The organism is Pseudomonas corni (genome assembly GCF_057128765.1).
This window is the reverse complement of record NZ_JBSKHW010000006.1, coordinates 171,934-193,615: the sequence shown is the minus strand read 5'-3', so window position 1 is coordinate 193,615 and position 21,682 is coordinate 171,934. Positions and strand designations below refer to the sequence as shown.

At 59.4% G+C, this 21,682-nt stretch carries 19 protein-coding genes; 12 read left to right on the top strand and 7 right to left on the bottom strand.

Going from position 1 to position 21,682, the window contains the following annotated elements; genetic code table 11:
- Positions 1–17: 17 nt before the first annotated feature.
- Positions 18–224, top strand: a complete 207-nt coding sequence (locus tag ACWKV9_RS12200) for a DUF2788 domain-containing protein (RefSeq protein WP_483836354.1) — start codon at positions 18–20, stop codon at positions 222–224.
- Positions 225–349: 125 nt separating this feature from the next.
- On the opposite strand, the gene ACWKV9_RS12195 is transcribed toward ACWKV9_RS12200, so the two are convergent.
- The 4 genes from ACWKV9_RS12195 to ACWKV9_RS12180 form a co-directional block, all read right to left on the bottom strand.
- Positions 350–982, bottom strand: coding sequence for a pseudouridine synthase (locus ACWKV9_RS12195; protein WP_483836353.1), 633 nt, complete (start codon positions 980–982; stop codon positions 350–352).
- Positions 983–1,047: 65 nt separating this feature from the next.
- On the bottom strand, positions 1,048–2,544 hold the full coding sequence (amn, locus tag ACWKV9_RS12190) for an AMP nucleosidase (protein ID WP_483836414.1): 1,497 nt from the start codon (positions 2,542–2,544) through the stop codon (positions 1,048–1,050).
- 599 nt (positions 2,545–3,143) lie between these two features.
- Positions 3,144–4,793 carry an acyl-CoA dehydrogenase family protein gene (locus tag ACWKV9_RS12185; RefSeq protein WP_483836352.1) on the bottom strand — a complete coding sequence of 550 codons (1,650 nt, stop codon included), beginning with the start codon at positions 4,791–4,793 and terminating at the stop codon, positions 3,144–3,146.
- Positions 4,794–5,013: 220 nt separating this feature from the next.
- Positions 5,014–6,981, bottom strand: a complete 1,968-nt coding sequence (locus tag ACWKV9_RS12180) for a sensor histidine kinase (protein WP_483836351.1) — start codon at positions 6,979–6,981, stop codon at positions 5,014–5,016.
- A gap of 222 nt (positions 6,982–7,203) precedes the next feature.
- On the opposite strand from ACWKV9_RS12180, the gene ACWKV9_RS12175 reads away from it, so the two are divergent.
- The 4 genes from ACWKV9_RS12175 (at position 7,204) to ACWKV9_RS12160 (ending at position 10,850) form a co-directional block, all read left to right on the top strand.
- Positions 7,204–8,001 (top strand): hydroxymethylpyrimidine/phosphomethylpyrimidine kinase, encoded by a 798-nt coding sequence (locus ACWKV9_RS12175; RefSeq protein ID WP_483836350.1) that lies wholly within the window; start codon positions 7,204–7,206, stop codon positions 7,999–8,001.
- Between the two features lie 23 nt (positions 8,002–8,024).
- Positions 8,025–8,651 (top strand): thiamine phosphate synthase, encoded by a 627-nt coding sequence (gene thiE, locus ACWKV9_RS12170; RefSeq protein WP_483836349.1) that lies wholly within the window; start codon positions 8,025–8,027, stop codon positions 8,649–8,651.
- A gap of 53 nt (positions 8,652–8,704) precedes the next feature.
- Positions 8,705–9,988 carry a glutamate-1-semialdehyde 2,1-aminomutase gene (gene hemL, locus ACWKV9_RS12165; RefSeq protein ID WP_483836348.1) on the top strand — a complete coding sequence of 428 codons (1,284 nt, stop codon included), beginning with the start codon at positions 8,705–8,707 and terminating at the stop codon, positions 9,986–9,988.
- Positions 9,989–10,283: 295 nt separating this feature from the next.
- The gene (locus ACWKV9_RS12160) at positions 10,284–10,850 is read left to right on the top strand and encodes a tetratricopeptide repeat protein (RefSeq protein ID WP_483836413.1); all 567 of its coding nucleotides are present in this window, start codon (positions 10,284–10,286) and stop codon (positions 10,848–10,850) included.
- Between the two features lie 6 nt (positions 10,851–10,856).
- On the opposite strand, the gene ACWKV9_RS12155 is transcribed toward ACWKV9_RS12160, so the two are convergent.
- A complete protein-coding gene (locus ACWKV9_RS12155; RefSeq protein WP_037018011.1) occupies positions 10,857–11,183 on the bottom strand; it encodes a DUF1820 family protein in 327 nt (108 codons plus the stop codon).
- 129 nt (positions 11,184–11,312) lie between these two features.
- Here ACWKV9_RS12155 and miaB point away from each other — a divergent pair, with 129 nt between their 5' ends.
- From miaB to lnt, 5 genes are all read left to right on the top strand, one after another.
- The gene (gene miaB / locus ACWKV9_RS12150; protein WP_483836347.1) at positions 11,313–12,641 is read left to right on the top strand and encodes a tRNA (N6-isopentenyl adenosine(37)-C2)-methylthiotransferase MiaB; all 1,329 of its coding nucleotides are present in this window, start codon (positions 11,313–11,315) and stop codon (positions 12,639–12,641) included.
- 228 nt (positions 12,642–12,869) lie between these two features.
- Complete coding sequence (locus ACWKV9_RS12145; protein ID WP_483836346.1) at positions 12,870–13,892, top strand: PhoH family protein; 1,023 nt, start codon at positions 12,870–12,872, stop codon at positions 13,890–13,892.
- Positions 13,885–14,385 carry an rRNA maturation RNase YbeY gene (gene ybeY, locus ACWKV9_RS12140; RefSeq protein WP_483836345.1) on the top strand — a complete coding sequence of 167 codons (501 nt, stop codon included), beginning with the start codon at positions 13,885–13,887 and terminating at the stop codon, positions 14,383–14,385. The genes ACWKV9_RS12145 and ybeY overlap by 8 nt, the downstream gene beginning before the upstream one ends.
- A 5-nt stretch (positions 14,386–14,390) precedes the next feature.
- A complete protein-coding gene (locus ACWKV9_RS12135) occupies positions 14,391–15,233 on the top strand; it encodes an HlyC/CorC family transporter (protein WP_483836344.1) in 843 nt (280 codons plus the stop codon).
- Between the two features lie 53 nt (positions 15,234–15,286).
- Positions 15,287–16,807, top strand: coding sequence for an apolipoprotein N-acyltransferase (gene lnt, locus ACWKV9_RS12130; protein ID WP_483836343.1), 1,521 nt, complete (start codon positions 15,287–15,289; stop codon positions 16,805–16,807).
- A 41-nt stretch (positions 16,808–16,848) separates the two neighbouring features.
- Here the strand turns inward: lnt and ACWKV9_RS12125 are convergent, their stop codons facing one another.
- Both ACWKV9_RS12125 and ACWKV9_RS12120 read right to left on the bottom strand, forming a co-directional pair.
- The gene (locus tag ACWKV9_RS12125; protein ID WP_483836342.1) at positions 16,849–17,610 is read right to left on the bottom strand and encodes a YdcF family protein; all 762 of its coding nucleotides are present in this window, start codon (positions 17,608–17,610) and stop codon (positions 16,849–16,851) included.
- Positions 17,611–17,694: 84 nt separating this feature from the next.
- On the bottom strand, positions 17,695–18,063 hold the full coding sequence (locus ACWKV9_RS12120; protein WP_483836341.1) for a hypothetical protein: 369 nt from the start codon (positions 18,061–18,063) through the stop codon (positions 17,695–17,697).
- Between the two features lie 292 nt (positions 18,064–18,355).
- Between ACWKV9_RS12120 and leuS the strand changes: the two genes are divergently transcribed.
- Together leuS and ACWKV9_RS12110 are read left to right on the top strand one after the other, a co-directional pair.
- Entirely contained in the window at positions 18,356–20,977 is a 2,622-nt protein-coding gene (gene leuS, locus ACWKV9_RS12115) for a leucine--tRNA ligase (protein ID WP_483836340.1), read from the top strand.
- Positions 20,978–21,065: 88 nt separating this feature from the next.
- Positions 21,066–21,671, top strand: a complete 606-nt coding sequence (locus ACWKV9_RS12110; RefSeq protein WP_483836339.1) for an LPS-assembly lipoprotein LptE — start codon at positions 21,066–21,068, stop codon at positions 21,669–21,671.
- Positions 21,672–21,682: the final 11 nt, after the last annotated feature.

Sequence of the window (21,682 nt, the reverse complement as noted above, 5' to 3'; positions counted from 1 at the left end):
CAACAGGAGCGAGTTCGATGGATCCGGCCGTTTTTGAAGAATGGATGATGACGATTCTGGTGACGATTCTGGTCGGCTTCATGGCCTTTATCGTTTGGGACCTGGCGAAGAAGTCCAAAGCCGGGCGATTCGGCACGATCATATTGTTCAGCGTGCTGGGGCTGGGCGTGCTGGCGTTTGTGATCAAAGAGGTGGTGATTGCTTACATCGAACAGTCCAATTAGTCCTACACACCGCAATCCATTGTAGGAGCTGACGAGCCGCCGAAGGCTGCGAAGCGGTGTGTCAGACGAATCGCAATCGCAGCCTTCGGCGGCTCGTCAGCTCCTACAGGTGTCCGGTGTATGGCTCACAATTTGGCTGGCACTTCCCGCCACTGCCCCTGGTCCAGCCCTTCAATCGTCCAGTCGCCAATCCGCACCCGCACCAATCGCAGCGTCGGCAGCCCAACTGCTGCGGTCATGCGCCGGACCTGACGATTACGCCCCTCTTTGATCACCAACTCCAGCCAGCTGGTCGGCACGCTCTTGCGGAAACGCACCGGCGGATTGCGCGGCCACAGGTCGGGCTCGTCCAGTTGCCGGGCTTGCGCCGGTAGGGTCGGGCCGTCGTTCAGTTGGACGCCATCCCTTAACTGCTGCAATTGCTCAGCCGTTGGCTCGCCCTCGACCTGTACCCAATAGGTCTTGGCGAGTTTGTGTTTGGGGTCAGCGATTCGCGCCTGAAGCTGGCCGTCGTTGGTCAGCAACAACAGGCCTTCGCTGTCTCGATCAAGACGTCCTGCGGGGTAAATGCCGGGGATCTCGATGAAATCCTTGAGCGTTGCGCGACCTTCGCCATCACTGAATTGCGTCAACACATCGAACGGCTTGTTGAACAGAATCAACCGAGGCTCAGCGGGGGGTGCTTTGGCGACACGACGAGGACCGCCCGCACTGTTGGGCGCAGGACGACGGGAAACGGGGCGTTGGATGCGGGACATACGAACTCGAAACACAGAAACAGAAAGGGCCACTTTAGTGGCCCTTTGCGCAAATGCCTAACGAATCAACGGAACGGAGGTTCGTCGAAGCTGCGCAGTTTGCGTGAGTGCAGCGAGTTGAGCTGAGTGCGCAACAAGTCCAGGGCAGCGATGCCGATCTTCAAGTGCTGAGTGACCGCGCGCTCATAGAAAGCGTTGGCCGAGCCCGGCAGCTTGATTTCGCTGTGCAGCGGCTTGTCCGACACACAAAGCAGTGTCCCGTACGGCACGCGCAAGCGATAACCCTGGGCGGCGATGGTGCCGCTTTCCATGTCCACCGCAACCGCGCGAGACAGATTGATTAACGGCCGTTCCTGAGCCCAGCGCAGTTCCCAGTTGCGGTCGTCGTAGGTCAGGACGGTGCCGGTGCGCAGACGTTTTTTCAGGTCTTCGCCACGCTCGCCGGTGATCTGTGCCGCCGATTCCTGCAACGCCAACTGCACTTCTGCCAACGCAGGGATCGGGATGTTCGGCGGCAGCACGCGGTCGAGGATGCCGTCGCGGCGCATGTAGGCGTGGGCCAGCACGTAGTCCCCGATGGTCTGCGACTGACGCAAGCCGCCGCAGTGGCCGATCATCAGCCAGCAATGCGGCCGCAGCACGGCCAGGTGGTCGGTGATGTTCTTGGCGTTGGACGGCCCTACGCCAATGTTGACCAGGGTCACGCCATGGCCGTCTTCGGCGATCAGGTGGTACGCCGGCATCTGGTAGCGATGCCAGACCACGCCAGCGACGATGGCCTGCGCCTCGCCGTGGTCCATGCTCTTGTCGACGACCACGTTGCCCGGCAACACCATGCGCACGAAGCGCGGGTCATCACGCAGTTTTTCCAGCCCATGAACAATGAACTGGTCGACGTAACGGTGGTAGTTGGTCAGCAGAATCCACGGTTGAACGTGACGCCAGTCGCTGCCGGTGTAATGCACCAGGCGGCGCAGAGAGAAATCCACGCGTGCGGCGTCGAACAAGGCCAGTGGCAACGGATCGGTGTTGGCCCAGTCGTAAAGGCCATCGGCGATACCATCGGTGGCGGCAGACAAATCGGTGCTTGGGAAGACGCGAGCCAGAGTCGCCGCCGTTACGCCAGTACCGGCCAGCTCATCGCCCTGCTCGACCACATACGGGTAAGGAATGTTTTGCTCGCTGACGCCGACCTCGATGGTGACGGTGAAGTCATTCATCAGCGGGACGAGTTGTTCGAGGAGGTATTTACGGAACGCGGCCGGGTGGGTCACGGTGACGGTGTAGGTGCCAGGTAACTGGACTTTGGCGTAGGCCCTGGTGGTCAGTGGGACTTCGCCCTGTGTTTGATAAGTCAGGCGCAATTCCGGATAGCGGAACTGCAACCGCTCAGCGGCGGTGGGCTCGACGCGGTCCTTGAGATAGCGCTTGAGCGCCTGGCTCAAGGCAGTGGTTGCACGAGCGTGCAGCTCGGCCAGCCGATCCACGGCTTGCTCGGCGGTTTCTACGACAATAAAAGCTTCGGTCACGATGCGCATCCTTCTGATCTTGCAGGCCTCCATCTTGCCTGCATCCCATTGCGAAGGCACTACAAGCTTGCCGATTACCGCAGATCGGTGCTTGTGATTCTGGCCGAAGGCTATGGTGATTTGCGGATGCCGTTAACGGCTTCTCGCAGACCCACGCCGTTGACTCTGGCCGAAGGCCGTAGGAGTCCGGCTTGCCGACGATTGCTCCGGGGTCGCGTCCGACCGCAGCAGTCATGAAACATGCGAACGCGGTGTGCCAGACCTAACGCATCTGCAGGTTTACTGCCGGTGCCCGGCAGATCGCGGGCAAGCCACGCTCCTACGCCCTCCGGGCAGAAGCGGATTTGCGTATGCCATCAAGGGCTGGCTGCCGACCTACGCCTTAACAACTGATCGCAGACCCACGCCGTTGATTCTGGCCGAAGGCCGTAGGAGTCCGGCTTGCCGACGATCTGCCGGGGACCGGCAGCAAACCATGCGAACACCGTGTGTATGAGGTCGAGCACAAAACTCGTGGGAGCGGACCTGTCCGCGAAGGCGGCGTCGTGGGCAACACATATCCATCGGCAGTACTGACCTCTTCGCGGACGGGTCCGCTCCCACGGGAAGTCAATCCATCGCAAGCCAAATCATCATCCGATCTGCGGCGAGGACCGGGCGACGAGCGCTTCGGCATCCACGCCGCGCGGCAACGCGCCGTACACCCGGCCGGGCTGCTCCAGCCGCCCTGCAATAAACCCGTCACTCACCACCGAGTTGCCCGCCTCCAAAAGCAGTTTGGCCTGCAGGCCGACGGCGATGTCTTCGGTCAATTGCCGAGCGCGGTACTGGATGTCGCTGGTGTCTTTGAACGCGGTTTTCAGGTTCTCGATATGCGCAGCCAGTCGCTTGTCGCCGTGACCATCGCCCAATTCCTGAAACAACGCATCCAGCACGCCCGGTTCTTTAGACAGCGCCCGTAACACGTCCAGACACTGCACGTTGCCCGAGCCCTCCCACGTCGAGTTGACCGGCGCTTCGCGGTACAGGCGCGGCAGGATGGTGTCCTCCACATAACCAGCGCCGCCCATACACTCGGCCGCTTCGTTGATCATGGCGGGCGCACGCTTGCAGATCCAATACTTGCCCACCGCCGTGACCAACCGGGCGAAATGCGCTTCGTGCGGATCATCCAAACGCTCAAGCGCGCGGCCCATGCGCAGGGTCAGCGCCAGCGCCGCTTCGCTTTCCAGCGCCAGATCCGCCAGCACGTTTTGCATGAGCGGTTGTTCGCTGAGCACCCGCCCGCCCACCGTACGATGGGCGCAATGGTGCGCGGCCTGCGTCAACGCCTGACGCATCAAGGCGCTGGAACCGGTCATGCAGTCGAAGCGGGTCATCGCCACCATCTCGATGATGGTCGGCACGCCGCGCCCTTCTTCGCCGATCATCCAGGCCAGCGCGCCGCGAAATTCGACCTCGCTGGAGGCGTTGGACCAGTTGCCCAGCTTGTCCTTCAAGCGCTGTATGTAGAACTCGTTGCGGGTGTCGTCCGGGCGGTGGCGCGGCAGCAGGAAACAGCTCAGGCCCTTGTCGGTTTGCGCCAGCGTGAGGAACGCATCGCACATCGGTGCCGAGCAAAACCATTTATGACCGATCAGCTCATAGGCCTGCCCCGGCCCCGGCTGCCCGACCGGATAAGCGCGTGTGGTGTTGGCGCGCACGTCGGTTCCACCCTGCTTCTCAGTCATGGCCATGCCAATGGTCGCGCCGGCTTTGTGGGCGATGCCGACGTTGCGCGAGTCGTATTCGGTGGCAAGGATTTTCGGCAGCCAGATTTCGGCCAGATCCGGCTGAAGCTTGAGCGCGGGGACGCTGGCGAAAGTCATGGTCAACGGGCAACCACTGCCCGCCTCGGCCTGGGTGTGCAGATAACTCATGGCGGCGCGGGCGACGTGAGCGCCTTCGCGGGGATCGGTCCAGGGCAGCGATGGGATGCCATGTTCAACGGCGATGCGCATCAACTGGTGATACGCCGGATGAAATTCCACCAAGTCAATGCGATGCCCGTAGCGGTCATGGCTGGCGAACACTGGCTTGTTTTTATTGGCCAGAAAACCGGCTTCCATCAGCGGCCCGCCAGCCAGGGCGCCGTAAGCATCGATGCGCGACTGCGCCCAACCGGCCCCATAGCGCTGCGACCACTCTTGCAGCGGCAGGTCGATGCGATACAGGTTGGTACCGTCGAGCGACGGAGGCTGGTTGGTGACGTCGTGGGTTTCAGCGAACTGATGCAGGTTCATGGCGCTCTCCGGTCGGTCGGCAGATGCAGATCAGTGAATCACGCACCTGCTCCGAGAAAAAGCGCCATAGACGACGAATCGACGGCGGTTTTGCGTGATCAGGATCACCTGTAGGAGCGCGCTTGCCCGCGAATGAGGTTTTTCGGTGACCGACTCATTGACTGGAAATACGCCATCGAGTGGCAAGCGCGCTCCTACAGAAAGTGGCGCCTTCAAGTATTCACCTGGCCCGCAATACATCCAGACTCAAGCGAAACTGACTCCCCGCCCCAGGCTCGGACTGATGACTCAGACGACCGCCTTGCAGCTCGATCAATTGCCGACAAATCGCCAGGCCAATCCCCAGGCCGCCGTACTCCCGCGTCATCGAACCGTCGACCTGAAAGAAGGTTTGATACAGCGTCGCTTCATCTAGCCGACTGAAGCCGATGCCGGTGTCGATCACATCGATCAACAGGCGCACGTGCTGCGCATCCGAATATTGGCCGGAGACCCTGATCTTGACCGTCCCTGTCGAGGTGAATTTGACCGCGTTGTCCAGCAAGCACTCCATGCACTGGCGCAGCTTGGCAGCGTCGCCCATCAAGCTATCGGGCATCGCCTCGTCGACGTCAACGCTCATGGTCAGCCCTTTCTCCCGGGCCTGTGGCTCATGACTGCTGCGCACCTGAAACAACACGTGGCGCAGGCTGAACATTTCATTGCGCGCCTCGATCCGACCGGCCTGCAATTCGGTCAAGGTCAGGATGCCGTTGACGATGCCCATCATGTTTTGCGCCGAGTCGGACGCTGTCTGGCGATACAGCTCGATGTCTTCTTGCGTACCCTCCATTTGCATCAGTTCCAGCGAGCCGATCACGCCGTTCATGGGTGTGCGCAGCTCATGGGTCAGGGTGGCGAGGAACTCGTCCTTCAAGCGGTTGCTGATCGCCAGTTGTTGGTTGAGCAAAGCCAGATCGCGGCTGGCCTGGGCGGTGATCTTCGCTTGCTGTTCGCGCATGCTGTTGATGCGGTCGGCCAGCGCCAGGGACAGCAGGGCCACTTCAATGACCGAGCCGATCTGACTGGCATACATGGTCAGGAACGTGTTCGGCAAAAAGCCAAGTAACATGGTGGCGTTAATCGCGCCGCCCAGCAGAAACGCTGACCATGCGAGGATGAAGTACCGTGCGACACGCTGCCCCTTGAGCCCGGCAACGATGCCGATGAAAAACACCGCCAGCGTGAACACCAGCACCAGCCCGGTCACCAGGCGCAATGCCAGGCCGTAATCTGTAACCAGCGACAACACCATGATTGCGCCCGCGCAGATCATCATCAGCACCAGCGGCAAATCGAGCCAGCGGCCGAGTTTGGGTGTCTGCAACAGCGTTCGGGAGAACTGGCTGGCGAACACAATTGCGGCAGAGATCAAAAACGTAGTCGAGACGTTGGCCCACCACGGGTTGTCCGGCCACAGGAACTCAATACCTGCGCCATTGACCGACACCTGATAGAGGCCAAAGCAGGTGATGTAGAGGATGTAGTAAAGGTAGCTGGGGTCGCGGACGCTGAGAAAGATGAACAGGTTGTAAGCCAGCATTCCCGCCAGCACGCCATAAATGATCCCGAGAATGTACAAACGTCCCGGCTGATCCTCGATGTAGGCGTGGCTGGACCATAGGATCAGCGGCGCTTGAATCGAGCCATGACTGGCGACGCGCAGGTATACCGTCTGCGGTTGATTGGGCTTCACGTTCAGATCGAATAGGTAGTTGTTCTGTTTAATCTGCCGACTGGAAAACGGCAGCATGTCCCCGGTTTGCCACGCCAGACTCAGTCGCCCGGACTCATCCGGCAGGTACAGATCGACGTGGTCCATCGGTGGATATGCGAGCTCCAGCAGCCAGTCGGGCGCAGCATCGGGATCGACCGGACGATAGTTGAGCACGACTTTGAGCCAGAATGCCGATCTGGAATAGCCAGCATTCAAAGAGGCAGTTTCCAGATGACGGAAACTCCCTGCCAGCTCCCCGGCAGCGACGTCATCGATGGTCGCTTCGCCAGCAGGGTCTTCCAGCACTTGCACGGCCTGTGCAAGCGGAAGGCTGCGGGTGTTTTCGTCAAAATCCACAGCCCAGGCCACCACCGGCAGCCAGGCCAACAACAAAATCAGTAAATAACGCGGCTTGTTAAACGGGCAACGCACTTGCAATCACTCTTTCAGACGGAAGAAACCGGACAGGATAGCTACTGATAGCCAGACGACACCATCGTTAATGATCGCATCGCCAGCTTTCCGTCGCCTTTCGGTGCAATGCAAAAGCTGAACCGTCTTGCTCACTTCATCTGCTATGTCCCACTGCATCGTGAGAAAAATCCCACGCGGACCAGCGGCCCGGCAAAAGCTTTAGTGGTAAGCTCGCGCACCATGAATATCTATAGCTCCCGCCCTGTTGTCCTCTGTCTCTCCGGTCACGACCCCAGTGGTGGCGCCGGCATGCAGGCAGATATCGAAGCCCTGCTTGCCCAGGGCTGTCACGCCGCTCCGGCCATCACCGCGCTGACCGTGCAAGACACCGTGAACGTCACCGACTTCCGTGTGCTGGACCGTGAGTGGGTGCTCGCTCAGGCCAATGCCGTGCTCAACGACTCCACTGTCGCAGCGGTAAAGCTGGGCATGCTCGGCTCGCTGGAGATGGTCGATACCGTTGTCGAACTGCTTGAAGCCCATCCACATCTGCCTTTGGTGTGCGACCCGGTGCTGCGTGCTGGTGGCGGCGGAAGGCTTGGCAAAGATGAAGTGGGTTACGCCATGCGCGAACGCCTGCTGCCCTTGGCAACTATTGCTACGCCGAACCTGCCCGAAGCGCGGATTCTCGCTGAACTGCCCGAAGGCACTGCCGACGAATGCGCGGCGAAACTGCTGCCCTTCTGTGAGCATCTGTTGATTACTGGCGGCCACGGCGACGAGCAGGAAGTCCATAACCGCTTGTACCTGCGCAACGGCCAGACCCATACCTTCACCTGCCAACGCCTGCCGGGCAGTTATCACGGTTCGGGCTGCACCCTCGCCAGCGCTTTGGCCGGACGCCTGGCCTTGGGGCAAGAGCTGGTCAGCGCTGTGCAATTTGCGCTCGACTACACTTGGCGCACGCTGCGCGACGCAGAACAGCTGGGCAAAGGTCAGTTCGTGCCGCGCCGTTTGCCGCTGGATTTTTGTTCGTAACGCCACGCAAAGAGGTTCCATCGATGAAACTACGTGGCCTTTATGCCGTTACCGACAGCCAACTGCTGGCTGGCAAATTTTTGCCGTACGTCAAAGCGGCCCTGGATGGCGGCGTGACGCTGCTGCAATACCGGGACAAATCCGGCGACGAAAATCGTCGGCTGCGCGAAGCCTCCGAGTTGCTCAAGCTGTGCGAGCAATACAAGACCCGATTGATCATTAACGATGATGCCGAAGTCGCCGCTCGCTTGGGCGTCGGCGTGCACCTGGGGCAAACCGATGGCTCGCTGCCGGATGCTCGCGCGCTGCTCGGCCACAAGGCCATTGTCGGCGCGACCTGCCATGCGCAGTTGGAACTGGCCGAGAAAGCCAAAGCTGACGGCGCGACGTATGTAGCCTTTGGGCGCTTTTTCAATTCCAACACCAAACCCGGCGCGCCGACGTGCAGTCTGGAAATGCTGGCCGAGGCCCGTAAGCGGATTCATCTGCCGATTGCCGTTATCGGCGGCGTTACTCTAGAAAACGCCGGCCCGCTGGTTGCCCACGGTGCTGATTTGCTGGCGGTGGTCCACGGCTTGTTCGGCGCCGACAGTACTCAGGAAGTCACCCGCCGCGCCCGCGCCTTCAACGATTTGTTCAAATCGGCCTGACTCGCCTCAGGCTGACCACGCACACCCTCTTCGATTCAAACAGAGACCCGATCATGTCCCGTTCTGAAATGCTGTTCGCCAACGCCCAGAAACACATCCCGGGCGGCGTCAATTCTCCCGTTCGTGCCTTCAAGAGCGTTGGCGGCACCCCGCTGTTTTTCAAGCACGCGGTCGGCGCCTACGTCACCGATGAAGACGACAAGCGTTATGTCGATTACGTCGGCTCATGGGGCCCGATGATCCTCGGCCACAGCCACCCGGACGTGTTGGACGCGGTTCGCAAGCAGCTTGAGCACGGTTTGTCCTACGGCGCGCCAACGGCCATGGAAACCGAAATGGCCGATCTGGTGTGCTCCATCATGCCGTCGATGGAAATGGTGCGCATGGTCAGCTCCGGTACCGAAGCGACCATGAGCGCGATTCGTCTGGCACGGGGTTTCACTGGCCGCGATAGCATCATCAAATTCGAGGGCTGCTACCACGGCCACTCCGACAGCCTGCTGGTCAAGGCCGGCTCCGGCGCGCTGACACTGGGCGTGCCGAGTTCGCCAGGCGTACCGGCGGACTTCGCCAAACACACACTGACGCTACCGTTCAACGACATCGAAGCCGTGAAAGTGATGCTGGCCGACGTCGGACAGGAAGTGGCGTGCATCATTGTCGAGCCAGTCGCCGGCAACATGAACTGCGTGCCCCCGGCACCGGGCTTTCTTCAGGGCCTGCGCGAAGAATGCGACAAGCATGGCGTGGTGCTGATTTTCGACGAAGTGATGACCGGTTTTCGCGTAGCCCTTGGCGGCGCGCAGGCGTACTACAACGTTAAACCTGACCTGAGCACGTTCGGCAAAATCATCGGCGGCGGGATGCCGGTGGGATGTTTCGGCGGCAAGCGCGAGATCATGTCGCACATAGCGCCGCTGGGCCCGGTGTATCAGGCCGGTACGCTTTCGGGTAACCCGCTGGCCATGGCGGCTGGCTTGACCACGCTGCGTCTGATCAGCCGTCCGGGCTTCCATGACGAGCTGACCGATTACACCACTCGCTTGCTCAAGGGCTTGCAGGCACTGGCGGACGCAGCGGGTATCGCGTTCGTGACGACTCAGGCGGGGGGCATGTTTGGTTTGTATTTCAGCGACGCGAAGGAGATTGTCACCTTCCAGGACGTGATGACCAGCGACGCCGACCGCTTCAAGCGCTTCTTCCACATGATGCTCGAAGGCGGCGTGTATCTGGCGCCTAGCGCGTTTGAAGCAGGCTTCACCTCCATCGCCCACGGCGACACAGAGTTGCAACTGACACTGGATGCGGCCGAAAAAGCATTTTCGAAATTGAAATGACAGCGAACTGTAGGAGCGCGCTTGCCCGCGAATGCTTTTGTTCAGCAACATTGATGCTGAATGACAATCCGCAATCGCGGGCAAGCGCGCTCCTACAGCAGATTATCCAGCGAGTTTCATCGGATATTTAACTCCGCTACACAACTTGAGCCCCTGAATTCAGGTGATTCAAGCCCGTGCAGCAGAAAATCAGTAAAGACTTTGTAAGGTTGCCACTGGTTATTTCATAATGCGCAGCCAGCACGTTTCGCTGGACGGGCATGCCCGCACCTTTTTCAGAGGTAAGTCGACTTCCATGAACCGCACCGGCCGCACCCTTGCATTGGGCTGCCTGTTGCTCCTTCATCCCCTGCTGGCGAATGCAGGTGGCAACTCGTTGTTGATCCCAGCGGTGGGTCGTTGCACCCTCAATACCCAGCCAGACAACCTGCCAGCCGCGTTGTTGGCTTGTCAGCAGGCGGCGCAAGGCGGGGATGCACAGGCGCAATACGAGTTGGGCGAGTTCTATTACGACGGCAAAAACGCGCCCCGAGACTTGACCCAGGCTCTTAATTACTTCGAGCAGGCATCGCTGCAAGGGCATGCCCAGGCGCAGTATCAACTCGGATTAATGTTCTTCCGCGGCGAGGGCGTACAGGCCAACAATATTCAGGCGTACATCGTGCTGAAGATGGCTGCAGTCAATGGTTCTGAAGATGCACTGGACCAGGCGGACGAAGTGTCCGCGCAGATGAAGAAAGAAGACCTTGAAGTGGCGACTCAGGTATTGGGCCAGATCTTCCGCAAATACCTCCTGGAGCTGCAGACCGCTGAAGGTCGCACGCCATTTGCGCCCTTTCCTGACACCACCGTCAAACCCTGATCGCGCTTACTTGTCCGGCATCGGCATGGGAAACGGCATGACGTTCCCGGTGTGCCGCGCTTCGCTGATCTTGGCGGTGCCCATGCGCTCGACTTCATCGATACGCACGATCGAGTGCATCGGCACGAAGCTGCGCACGACACCATCGAATTGAGCCTTGAGTTTTTCTTCGCTCGGATCGACCACCACGGTGGTGCGCTCGCCAAAGACGAATTCCTCGACTTCCAGAAAACCCCACAGATCACTTTGATAGATCTGCTTGGCGTACATTTCGAACACCTGTCCCTGGTTGAGAAAAATCACCTTGTAAATTGGAGCTTCGCGTTTGGTCATAACAGGCAGGTAATGATCGGCGGTTTGAAAAGGGCGCGAACTATAGCACGCCGCTCGTTAGACGACGCTAGGAACACGGGCCCCTCATCCCTATAATGCGCGGTTCTTTGAATCACCTGATGAACACGCATGGCCAAGAAGCTTTACATCGAAACCCACGGTTGCCAGATGAACGAGTACGACAGCTCGCGCATGGTCGATCTGCTGGGTGAACATCAAGCGCTGGAAGTCACCGCTCGCGCGGAAGATGCCGATGTCATCCTGCTCAACACTTGCTCGATCCGTGAGCGGGCCCAGGATCGCGTCTACTCCCAGCTTGGCCGCTGGCGTGAACTCAAACTCGCCAATCCAGAAATGGTCATCGCTGTCGGCGGTTGCGTCGCCAGCCAGGAAGGCGCAGCCATTCGTGACCGCGCACCGTATGTCGATGTGGTCTTCGGCCCGCAAACCCTACACCGCCTGCCGGAAATGATCGACGCTGCACGTTTGACCAAGCTGCCCCAGGTTGACGTGTCGTTCCCGGAAATCGAAAAATTCGATCACCTGCCCGAGCCCCGCGTCGACGGCCCGAGCGCTTACGTGTCGGTGATGGAAGGCTGCAGCAAGTACTGCACGTTCTGCGTGGTGCCTTATACCCGCGGCGAAGAAGTCAGCAGGCCGTTCGATGACGTGATCACCGAAGTCTTCCATCTGGCGGAAAACGGCGTGCGCGAAGTGACGTTGCTGGGTCAGAACGTCAACGGCTATCGCGGCGCGACCCATGATGGGCGTGTGGCGGATCTGGCGGAGCTGATTCGAGTAGTCGCGGCCATCGACGGCATCGAGCGCATTCGCTACACCACCTCGCACCCGCTGGAATTCTCCGACAGCCTGATCCAGGCCCACGCCGATGTGCCGGAGCTGGTCAAACACCTGCATTTGCCGGTGCAATCGGGCTCAGACCGGATTCTTTCGGCGATGAAGCGCAACCACACCGCGCTCGAATACAAATCCAAGCTGCGCAAACTGCGGGCCGCTGTGCCGGGCATAAGTATCAGTTCGGACTTCATCGTCGGCTTTCCTGGTGAAACCGAGAAAGACTTCGAGCAGACCATGAAGCTGATCGAGGACGTCGGTTTCGATTTCTCTTTCTCCTTCGTCTACAGCCCGCGCCCTGGCACGCCAGCAGCGGATCTGACCGATGAGACCCCAGAAGAGCTGAAAAAACAGCGTCTGGCGGCTTTGCAGCATCGGTTGAATCAACAGGGCTACGAGATCAGCCGACAAATGGTGGGCAGCACCCAACGGATTCTGGTGACCGATTATTCGAAGAAAGACCCTGGCGAGTTACAGGGGCGGACGGAGAACAACCGTATCGTCAACTTCCGCTGCGCTGACGCGAAGCTGATCGGCCAGTTCGCCGATGTGCACATCGACGACGCCCAACCGCACTCGCTGCGCGGGTCGTTGTTGCAATAGGTGAAACCGCCCCTATCTACAATTGATACGGGCTTGTAGGAGCGCGCTTGCCCGCGATTGCGGTATTTCGGCGACATCATCGGCACCAGAAATATTGATTTCGCGGGCAAGCGCGCTCCTACAAGGAAATGCCCCACAACACCATTAGTAAGTGAGCCCTTTCGGACGAACTCCACAGGGGTTATCCTTCGGTTCACCTTAATTGCCGTCGGGCGGCCTAAAACGACCTTGAACGCACCTATAGAACCACATCGTTTCACCCTCGAATCCTTTGAGGCACGCCGCTTCGCAAATCTGTGCGGGCAATTCGACGAGCATTTGCGCTTGATCGAGCAACGCCTGGACATCGAAATCCGCAACCGCGGAAACCAGTTCGAGATGATTGGCGAGCGCACCAAAACCACTTCAGCGGAAAACCTTCTGCGCCGTCTGTATCGGGAAACCAAAAGTACCGAACTGTCGCCGGACATGGTCCATCTGTTCCTGCAGGAATCCGGCGTAGAAGAGCTGGATAACCACCCTGCTGCTGAAGTCGGCGTCGCTCTGCGTACTAAAAAAGGCATGATTCGCCCACGCGGCTTGAATCAGCAAAAGTACGTAAAGGAAATCCTCAGCAACGACATCAACTTCGGCATCGGTCCAGCGGGTACAGGCAAGACCTACCTGGCGGTCGCGGCAGCCGTTGATGCACTGGAGCGCGAGCAGATCCGGCGCATCCTGCTGGTACGTCCGGCGGTTGAAGCGGGTGAAAAACTCGGCTTCCTGCCCGGCGACCTCGCGCAGAAGATCGACCCTTACCTGCGCCCGCTCTATGACGCGCTGTACGAAATGCTCGGCTTCGAATACGTCGCCAAGCTAATCGAAAAGCAAGTCATCGAAGTCGCGCCACTGGCCTACATGCGCGGCCGCACACTCAATAACAGCTTCATCATTCTCGACGAAAGCCAGAACACCACCGTCGAGCAGATGAAGATGTTCCTCACCCGCATCGGCTTTGGCTCCACCGCCGTGATCACCGGTGACATCACCCAGATCGACCTGCCCAAAGGCACGAAATCCGGGCTGATCCATGTCATTGATGTGCTCAAGGATGTGCCTGGGATCAGTTTCACGCACTTCAAGCCTAAAGACGTCGTGCGCCATCCATTGGTGCAGCGCATCGTCGAAGCCTATGAGCTGTACGAAAGTCGTTTCAATGACCAGTCCAACGGACGGATCGATTCGCCAAGGGAAACCCGCCGCGATGCTTGAGCTGGACCTGCAACTTGCCAGTGAAGCGACCGCACCGAGCCAAGCCCAATTCCGCCTTTGGTGCGAGATGGGCTTGCGCCAACGCGCGGCGGATTCCGAACTGACGATCCGTCTGGTCGATGAAGCCGAAGGTCGGGAGCTGAACAACACGTGGCGGCACAAAGATTACGCCACCAACGTTCTGTCGTTCCCGGCTGATGTCCCCGACGAAATGCTGGATATCCCGCTGCTGGGAGATCTGGTCATCTGCGTTCCGGTAGTGGCCCGCGAAGCCGCTGAACAGGGCAAATCCCTGGACGCGCACTGGGCACATCTGGTGATTCATGGCTGTCTGCATTTGTTGGGCTACGATCACATCGACGATGACGAAGCCGAAGAAATGGAAGCACTGGAACAAACGTTGCTTGCAGAGCTGGGCTACCCCGATCCATACGCCGACGATGAAAACGTCGACTCCCCCACATTAGAAACACCCGCAAAGGAACACGAGTAAGGGCTATGAGCGAAGACCGATCGAGCAACGGGCAAAAGTCATGGTTGGGAAAACTGACCCAGGCATTTGCCCATGAGCCGAAAAACCGCCAGGAGCTGCTTGAGCTGCTGCGCGAAGCCCATCAAAACAAGCTGCTGGACAGCGAAGCGCTGGCCATCGTCGAAGGCGCGATTCAGGTCGCTGACCTTCAGGTTCGCGACATCATGGTGCCGCGTTCGCAGATGATCAGCATCCGGGCCAACCAAAGCCCTCGTGAATTCCTGCCAGCGGTGATCGATTCCGCTCACTCGCGCTATCCCGTCATCGGCGAAAGCCACGATGACGTACTTGGCGTATTGCTCGCCAAAGACCTGCTGCCGCTGATCCTCAAGGAAAACGGCGAGACCAGCGACGTTAAAAACCTGCTGCGTCCAGCCACGTTCGTGCCGGAATCCAAGCGTTTGAACGTGCTGCTGCGTGAGTTCCGCGCCAACCACAACCACATGGCTATCGTCATCGACGAGTACGGCGGCGTGGCGGGTCTGGTGACCATCGAAGACGTGCTAGAGCAGATCGTCGGCGACATCGAAGACGAACACGATGTCGAGGAAGACAGCTACATCAAGCCGCTGCCTAGCGGTGACTTCCTGGTCAAGGCGCTGACTCCGATCGAGAGCTTCAACGAGTTCTTCGACAGCGAGTTCTCCGATGACGAATTCGACACCGTTGGTGGCCTGGTGATGAATGCATTTGGGCATCTGCCAAAGCGTAATGAAATCACCGAAATCGGCGCGTACCGTTTTCGCATCCTGAATGCCGACAGCCGTCGGATTCATTTGCTGCGACTGAGCCCGCTTTCGCGCTCGTAACCTGCTTGCGTACTGTCGTTTCCGGGCTCTCTGTCCCGGACTAAGGAATGTAAATGCGCTGGATCACCCGCCCCGGCTGGCCCGGTAACTTGCTGGCCATGGTGGCCGGCGCGCTTATCACTCTGGCCTTGGCGCCGTTCGATATCTGGCCGCTGGCGATTGTTGCGCTGGTTGTTTTCTATCTTGGGCTGCGTGATCTGACGCCACGTCAGGCGCTGTGGCGCGGCTGGTGTTACGGATTCGGCCTGTTTGGCGGCGGCACTAGCTGGATCTACGTCAGCATTCACACCTACGGTGAGGCTCCGGTCTGGCTGGCGGTCTTCCTCATGGTGCTGTTCTGCGCCTCGGTGGCGTTTTTCTTCGCCCTGCCCGCCTGGCTGTGGGCGCGCTGGATTCGTCGCAATGAGGCCCCGCTGGCCGACGCGCTGGCGTTTGCTGCGCTGTGGTTTGGTCAAGAAATGTTTCGCGGCTGGTTCTTGACCGGGTTCCCCTGGCTCTACTCTGGCTACAGTCAGCTCGACGGCCCCATGGCCGGACTGGCACCGGTCGGTGGCATGTGGCTGATTTCCTTCTCACTGGCGCTCACTGCTGCCTTGCTGTGCAACCTCCAACGACTGCGCGCGCGCAAATCGTTTTTGGCTGGCGGGGTGATTCTGCTCTTGGCGCCGTGGGTGATCGGCCTGTCTCTCAAGCACCACGCGTGGACTGCACCTGCTGGCGCGCCCTTGAGCATCGCGGCTTTCCAGGGCAACGTCGAACAGAGCATGAAATGGGACCCGGCTGCGCTGAACGCACAGCTGGCCCTGTACCGAGACATGACCTTCACCTCTAAACGCACAGACCTGATTATCTGGCCGGAAACCGCCATACCGGTGCTCAAAGAGTCAGTGGAAGGTTATCTGTCGGTGATGGGTAAATTTGCCGCCGATCGCAATTCAGCGTTTATCACCGGCATCCCGCTGCGCGAGTTGAGCGGGCGCGGCGAGTATCGCTACTACAACGCAATCACTGTCGCAGGACAAGGCGACGGCACTTACATGAAGCAGAAGCTGGTGCCGTTTGGCGAATACGTGCCACTGCAGGAAGTGCTGCGCGGGTTGATCAGCTTCTTCAATCTGCCGATGTCGGACTTCGCGCGCGGCCCGGCGGATCAGTCGCTGCTGCAAGCGAAGGGCTACCAGATCGCACCGTTCATTTGCTACGAAGTGGTGTATCCGGAGTTCGCGGCAGGTTTGTCAGCTCAGAGCGATCTGTTGCTGACGGTCAGCAACGACACCTGGTTTGGCACCTCGATCGGCCCGCTGCAGCACTTGCAGATGGCGCAGATGCGCGCGCTTGAGGCCGGTCGCTGGATGATCCGCGCGACCAATAACGGGGTTTCGGCGTTGATTGATCCATACGGCAACATCACCACTACCATCCCGCAATTTCAACGCGGGGTGATGTATGGCGAGGTCGTACCGATGCAGAACCTGACGCCTTATCTGCACTGGCGCTCGTGGCCGCTGATTATTCTGTCGCTGGTGCTGGTGGGTTGGGCGTTGGTCGCGAGCCGGATTGCCAAAACCGTGTGAACAGCTTCTGTAGGAGCGCGTGTAGGGGCGCGCTTGCAGCTCTACCGATAAACCAACGGATACATCAGCAACCCTGCCGCCTCATTCAACAACTGCCCGCTCTGGGTAATCGCCTTGCCCTCGGGCAACCAACCGCCGAAGGGCCGGGCATTATCTATGCCCAGGAAACCCACAGGCGCGGCAATTACTGTGAAACCAGCCTTCTCAAAGCTCCACACCGAACGCGGCATATGCCAGGCCTGAGTGACTACCACAACACGCTTGATCCCCTGCGGCAGCAACATTGCCGCTGTCAGGGTGGCATTCTCCCAAGTGGTACGACTCAAGCCTTCTTGCCAGCGCGCGGCCACGCCGAAATCGTTTTGCAGGGACTCCGCCATGATCGCTGCCTCGCTCGGCGGTTCGCCGTAGTGCAATCCGCCAGTCACCAGAATCGGTAAGCCCGAAGCTTTGGCCATCCGCGCCGCGTAACGCATCCGCTCAAGTGCCACGCCAGTGGGAATGTCACCGCCCCAACTCGGATCATTGCGCTCGCGCCCGGAGCCTAGAACCACAATGGCGTCCGCGCGCTGAGCTAACGTCGCCCACTCACTTTGATGCAGGGGTGCATTTTGCTCGATACCCCGCGCCGCCCACTCCACAACCACCGGCATGCTCATGGCCCAGAGCCCGCCAAGGCCGAACACAAAACAGACAGCAGACAAGCGCGGACGCGAGCGGCGCAACCCGAAGGCCAGAACTATCAGAAGGAGAAAAAGACCAGGTGGCAGTAGAAGGGTTTTGAAGAAATAGCGAAAAGGCATCGAGCATCTCCAGAAGATGCTCGAAGCCTAAAAGGATTGACGCTAAGCAACAATGCTTAAAAGGCGAGCCTGACGCCCGCTGGGCTAATGCTTGAAATGTTTACTGGAACTGTAACGACTCAACTTCGACGATACGCTGGCGCGCTTTTGATCCTTTAGCCAGATGACCTTGGCCAACGGACGTGGCGCCATTACCGACTCGGCAAGCTCCCGAGAGAAACTCGATGTGCCCTTGGATGCATTTGTTGCTGGCTCTACCGCGACTTCGTTTCTATCCAGATACGCCTCGATCAACTGAACCTCGGCGTAGCTCAGTCCACGCAACTCCAGTTCCGCGGGGTGCTCGTTACGAAGCCGAACTGCTGTTCTCGCCATCTCGAGGGCCAGCCCGAGACGATCGATCAAACGCTCGTACAAATCAGGTTGTGTTGCCGTGTGCCGCAGCTCTGTCATCCGCTCACCTCACTGAAGATAAACCCATACCCTCACCATTGAGCTTAGCGGGACTGCACAAACCGGCGCGATGCAGCGACAAACGGCGGCAGAGCGCGCTTGCGGCACAAAGAGGGTTTCCCTCGGTATGGAGCCCTCATGTATGCTACGGCGCTTCCTGTAATTCCACTTCCGCTCACCCGAGCACGAACGCATCGCGCGGCCCCGGCAACTAGCCCGGCAAGCGACGCCACTGTGACCGGGCAACGCAGCGAAGGGATCAAGGGTCACCAATCTCAGTTAAAAAGTAGCCATGCACGAACTCTATCAGCCCCGCGAAATCGAAGCCGCCGCCCAGACCTTCTGGGACGAGCAAAAGTCTTTTGAAGTCAGTGAACAGCCAGGCAAGGACACTTACTACTGCCTGTCGATGTTCCCTTACCCTAGCGGCAAGCTACACATGGGTCACGTGCGCAACTACACCATCGGTGACGTGATCGCCCGCTATCAACGCATGCAAGGCAAGAACGTTCTGCAGCCAATGGGCTGGGACGCGTTCGGCATGCCGGCCGAAAACGCGGCAATGAAAAACAACGTCGCACCGGCCAAATGGACCTACGAAAACATCGCTTACATGAAGAACCAGCTCAAGAGCCTGGGTCTGGCGATCGACTGGTCGCGGGAAATCACTACCTGCAAACCTGACTACTACCGCTGGGAACAATGGCTGTTCACTCGCCTGTTCCAAAAAGGGGTGATCTACCGCAAGAACGGCACCGTGAACTGGGACCCGGTTGATCAGACCGTCCTGGCCAACGAGCAAGTGATTGACGGCCGGGGCTGGCGTTCGGGCGCGTTGATCGAAAAGCGCGAAATCCCGATGTACTACTTCAAGATCACCGCTTACGCCGATGAGCTGCTGGAGAGCCTCGACGAACTGCCGGGCTGGCCTGAGCAGGTCAAGACCATGCAGCGCAACTGGATCGGCAAATCTCGCGGGATGGAAGTGCAGTTCCCGTTCGACGTGGCGTCCATCGGCGAAGCTGGCACTCTGAAAGTCTTCACCACCCGCCCTGATACGCTGATGGGCGCAACCTACGTGGCAGTTGCCGCCGAGCACCCGCTCGCCACCCTCGCCCTTGAGCACATGGCTGCCGATAAGGCTGCCGAACTCCAAGCGTTCATTCATGAATGCAAGAGCGGCAGCGTTGCCGAAGCTGATGTCGCCACTCAAGAGAAGAAAGGCCTGCCGACTCCGCTGTTCGTCGAGCACCCGCTGACTGGCGAAAAGCTGCCGGTATGGGTCGCCAACTACGTGCTGATGCATTACGGCGACGGCGCAGTAATGGCTGTTCCAGCCCACGATGAGCGTGATTTCGAGTTCGCCACCAAATACAACCTGCCGATCAAGCCGGTCGTGCGCACCAGCGCTGGCGATCAAACGCTCGCGCCTTGGCAGGACGCTTATGGCGAACACGGCCAGCTGATCAATTCCGGCGAGTTCGACGGCCTGGATTTTGCGGGCGCGTTCGACGCCATCGAAGTCGCACTGATCAAGAAAGAACTCGGCAAATCCCGCACGCAGTTCCGTCTGCGCGACTGGGGCATCAGCCGCCAGCGCTACTGGGGCTGCCCGATCCCGATCGTTCACTGCGATACCTGCGGCGACGTGCCAGTTCCGGAAGACCAATTGCCGGTCAAGCTGCCCGAAAACGTCGTACCAGACGGCGCCGGTTCGCCGCTGGCGCGCATGCCCGAGTTCTACGAATGCAGCTGCCCGACCTGCGGCGCACCGGCCAAGCGAGAAACCGACACGATGGACACTTTCGTCGAGTCCTCGTGGTACTTCGCCCGCTACGCCTCGCCTCACTACGAAGGCGGCATGGTCGACCCGAAAGCGGCCAATCACTGGCTGCCTGTCGACCAATACATCGGCGGCATTGAACACGCGATTCTGCACCTGCTGTATGCGCGCTTCTTCCACAAGCTGATGCGTGATGAAGGCCTGGTCACTTCGAACGAGCCGTTCAAGAACCTGCTGACCCAGGGCATGGTGGTCGCTGAAACGTTCTACCGTCTGGAAGCGAACGGCAGCAAAACCTGGTTCAACCCGGCCGATGTCGAGTTCGAACGCGATGCCAAGGCCAAGATTATCGGCGCCAAATTGATTGCTGACGGCTTGCCGGTCGAGATCGGTGGCATCGAGAAAATGGCCAAGTCCAAGAACAACGGCGTTGACCCGCAGTCGATGATCGACCAGTACGGCGCTGACACCTGCCGCCTGTTCATGATGTTCGCCTCGCCGCCCGACATGAGCCTGGAATGGTCAGACTCAGGCGTCGAAGGTTCGCACCGCTTCCTCAAGCGTGTCTGGCGCTTGTCGCAAGCCCACGTTACCGCAGGCCTGCCGGGCGTACTGGACAAGACCGCGCTCAACGATGATCAGAAAGCCGTGCGCCGGTCGATTCATCTGGCGATCAAGCAAGCGGGTCAGGATGTAGGGCAGCACCACAAATTCAATACCGCCATCGCTCAGGTCATGACGCTGATGAACGTGCTGGAAAAAGCCTCGCAGACCACGCCTCAAGACCGTGCGCTGTTGCAGGAAGGTCTGGAAACGGTGGCTCTGCTGCTGGCTCCGATCACCCCGCACATCAGCCATGAACTGTGGGCAGCGCTGGGCCACAAAGATCCAGTGATCAATGCTGGCTGGCCGGTTGTCGATGATTCGGCCCTGGTGCAAGACACCCTGCAACTGGTGATTCAGGTCAACGGCAAGCTGCGCGGTCATCTCGACATGCCAGCCAGCGCCAGCCGCGAAGACATCGAAGCCGCTGCACGAGTGAACGAAAACGTCCTGCGTTTCGTCGATGGCCTGACGATCCGCAAAGTGATCGTCGTGCCCGGCAAACTGGTGAATATTGTCGCCAGCTGACTGGATCAAGCGTCTGGCGATGCCGGGCGCTGAAAATACTTCCAGGGTTGGCAGTGCCGACCCAAACGGATTCAAGGGGAGCAACAAGATGATCAAACGCAATCTGCTGGTTATGGGCCTCGCCGTATTGCTGAGCGCCTGCGGTTTCCAGCTGCGCGGTACCGGCACCACGGCACTGCAAATCAAGGAACTGGATGTCAGCGCGCGTAACCTCTACGGCGAAGTCGTGACTCAACTGACCCAAGTCCTCAAAAGCAGCGGCGTGAAGGTCTACACCGGCGCACCGTACAAGTTGATCCTGGTCCGTGAAGACGAGACCCAACGCACCGCGAGCTATGCAGGCTCCGGACGTTCGGCCGAGTATGAGCTGACCAACGTCGTGAAATATGAAATCCACGGTGTGAAGGATGTACTCCTGCTGGACGACAGCGTTCAGTCGCAGAAAACCTTCGTACACGACGGCAACAACCTGATCGGGTCGGATCAGGAAGCTGACCAGATCCGTAAGGAAATGCGCAGCGATATCGTGCAGAAGCTGATGGCTCGCCTGCAGCAGCTGACGCCTGAGCACCTCGACGAACTGCAAGCCAAAGCTGAAGCTGCCGCCAAGGCCCAAGCCGACGCAGAAGCCGCTGCACAGCGCATTCGCGACGAGACGCCTCAGCAATCGCCCGTCCAGATCCCTGCCCAGTAAAGGCCTCGGGG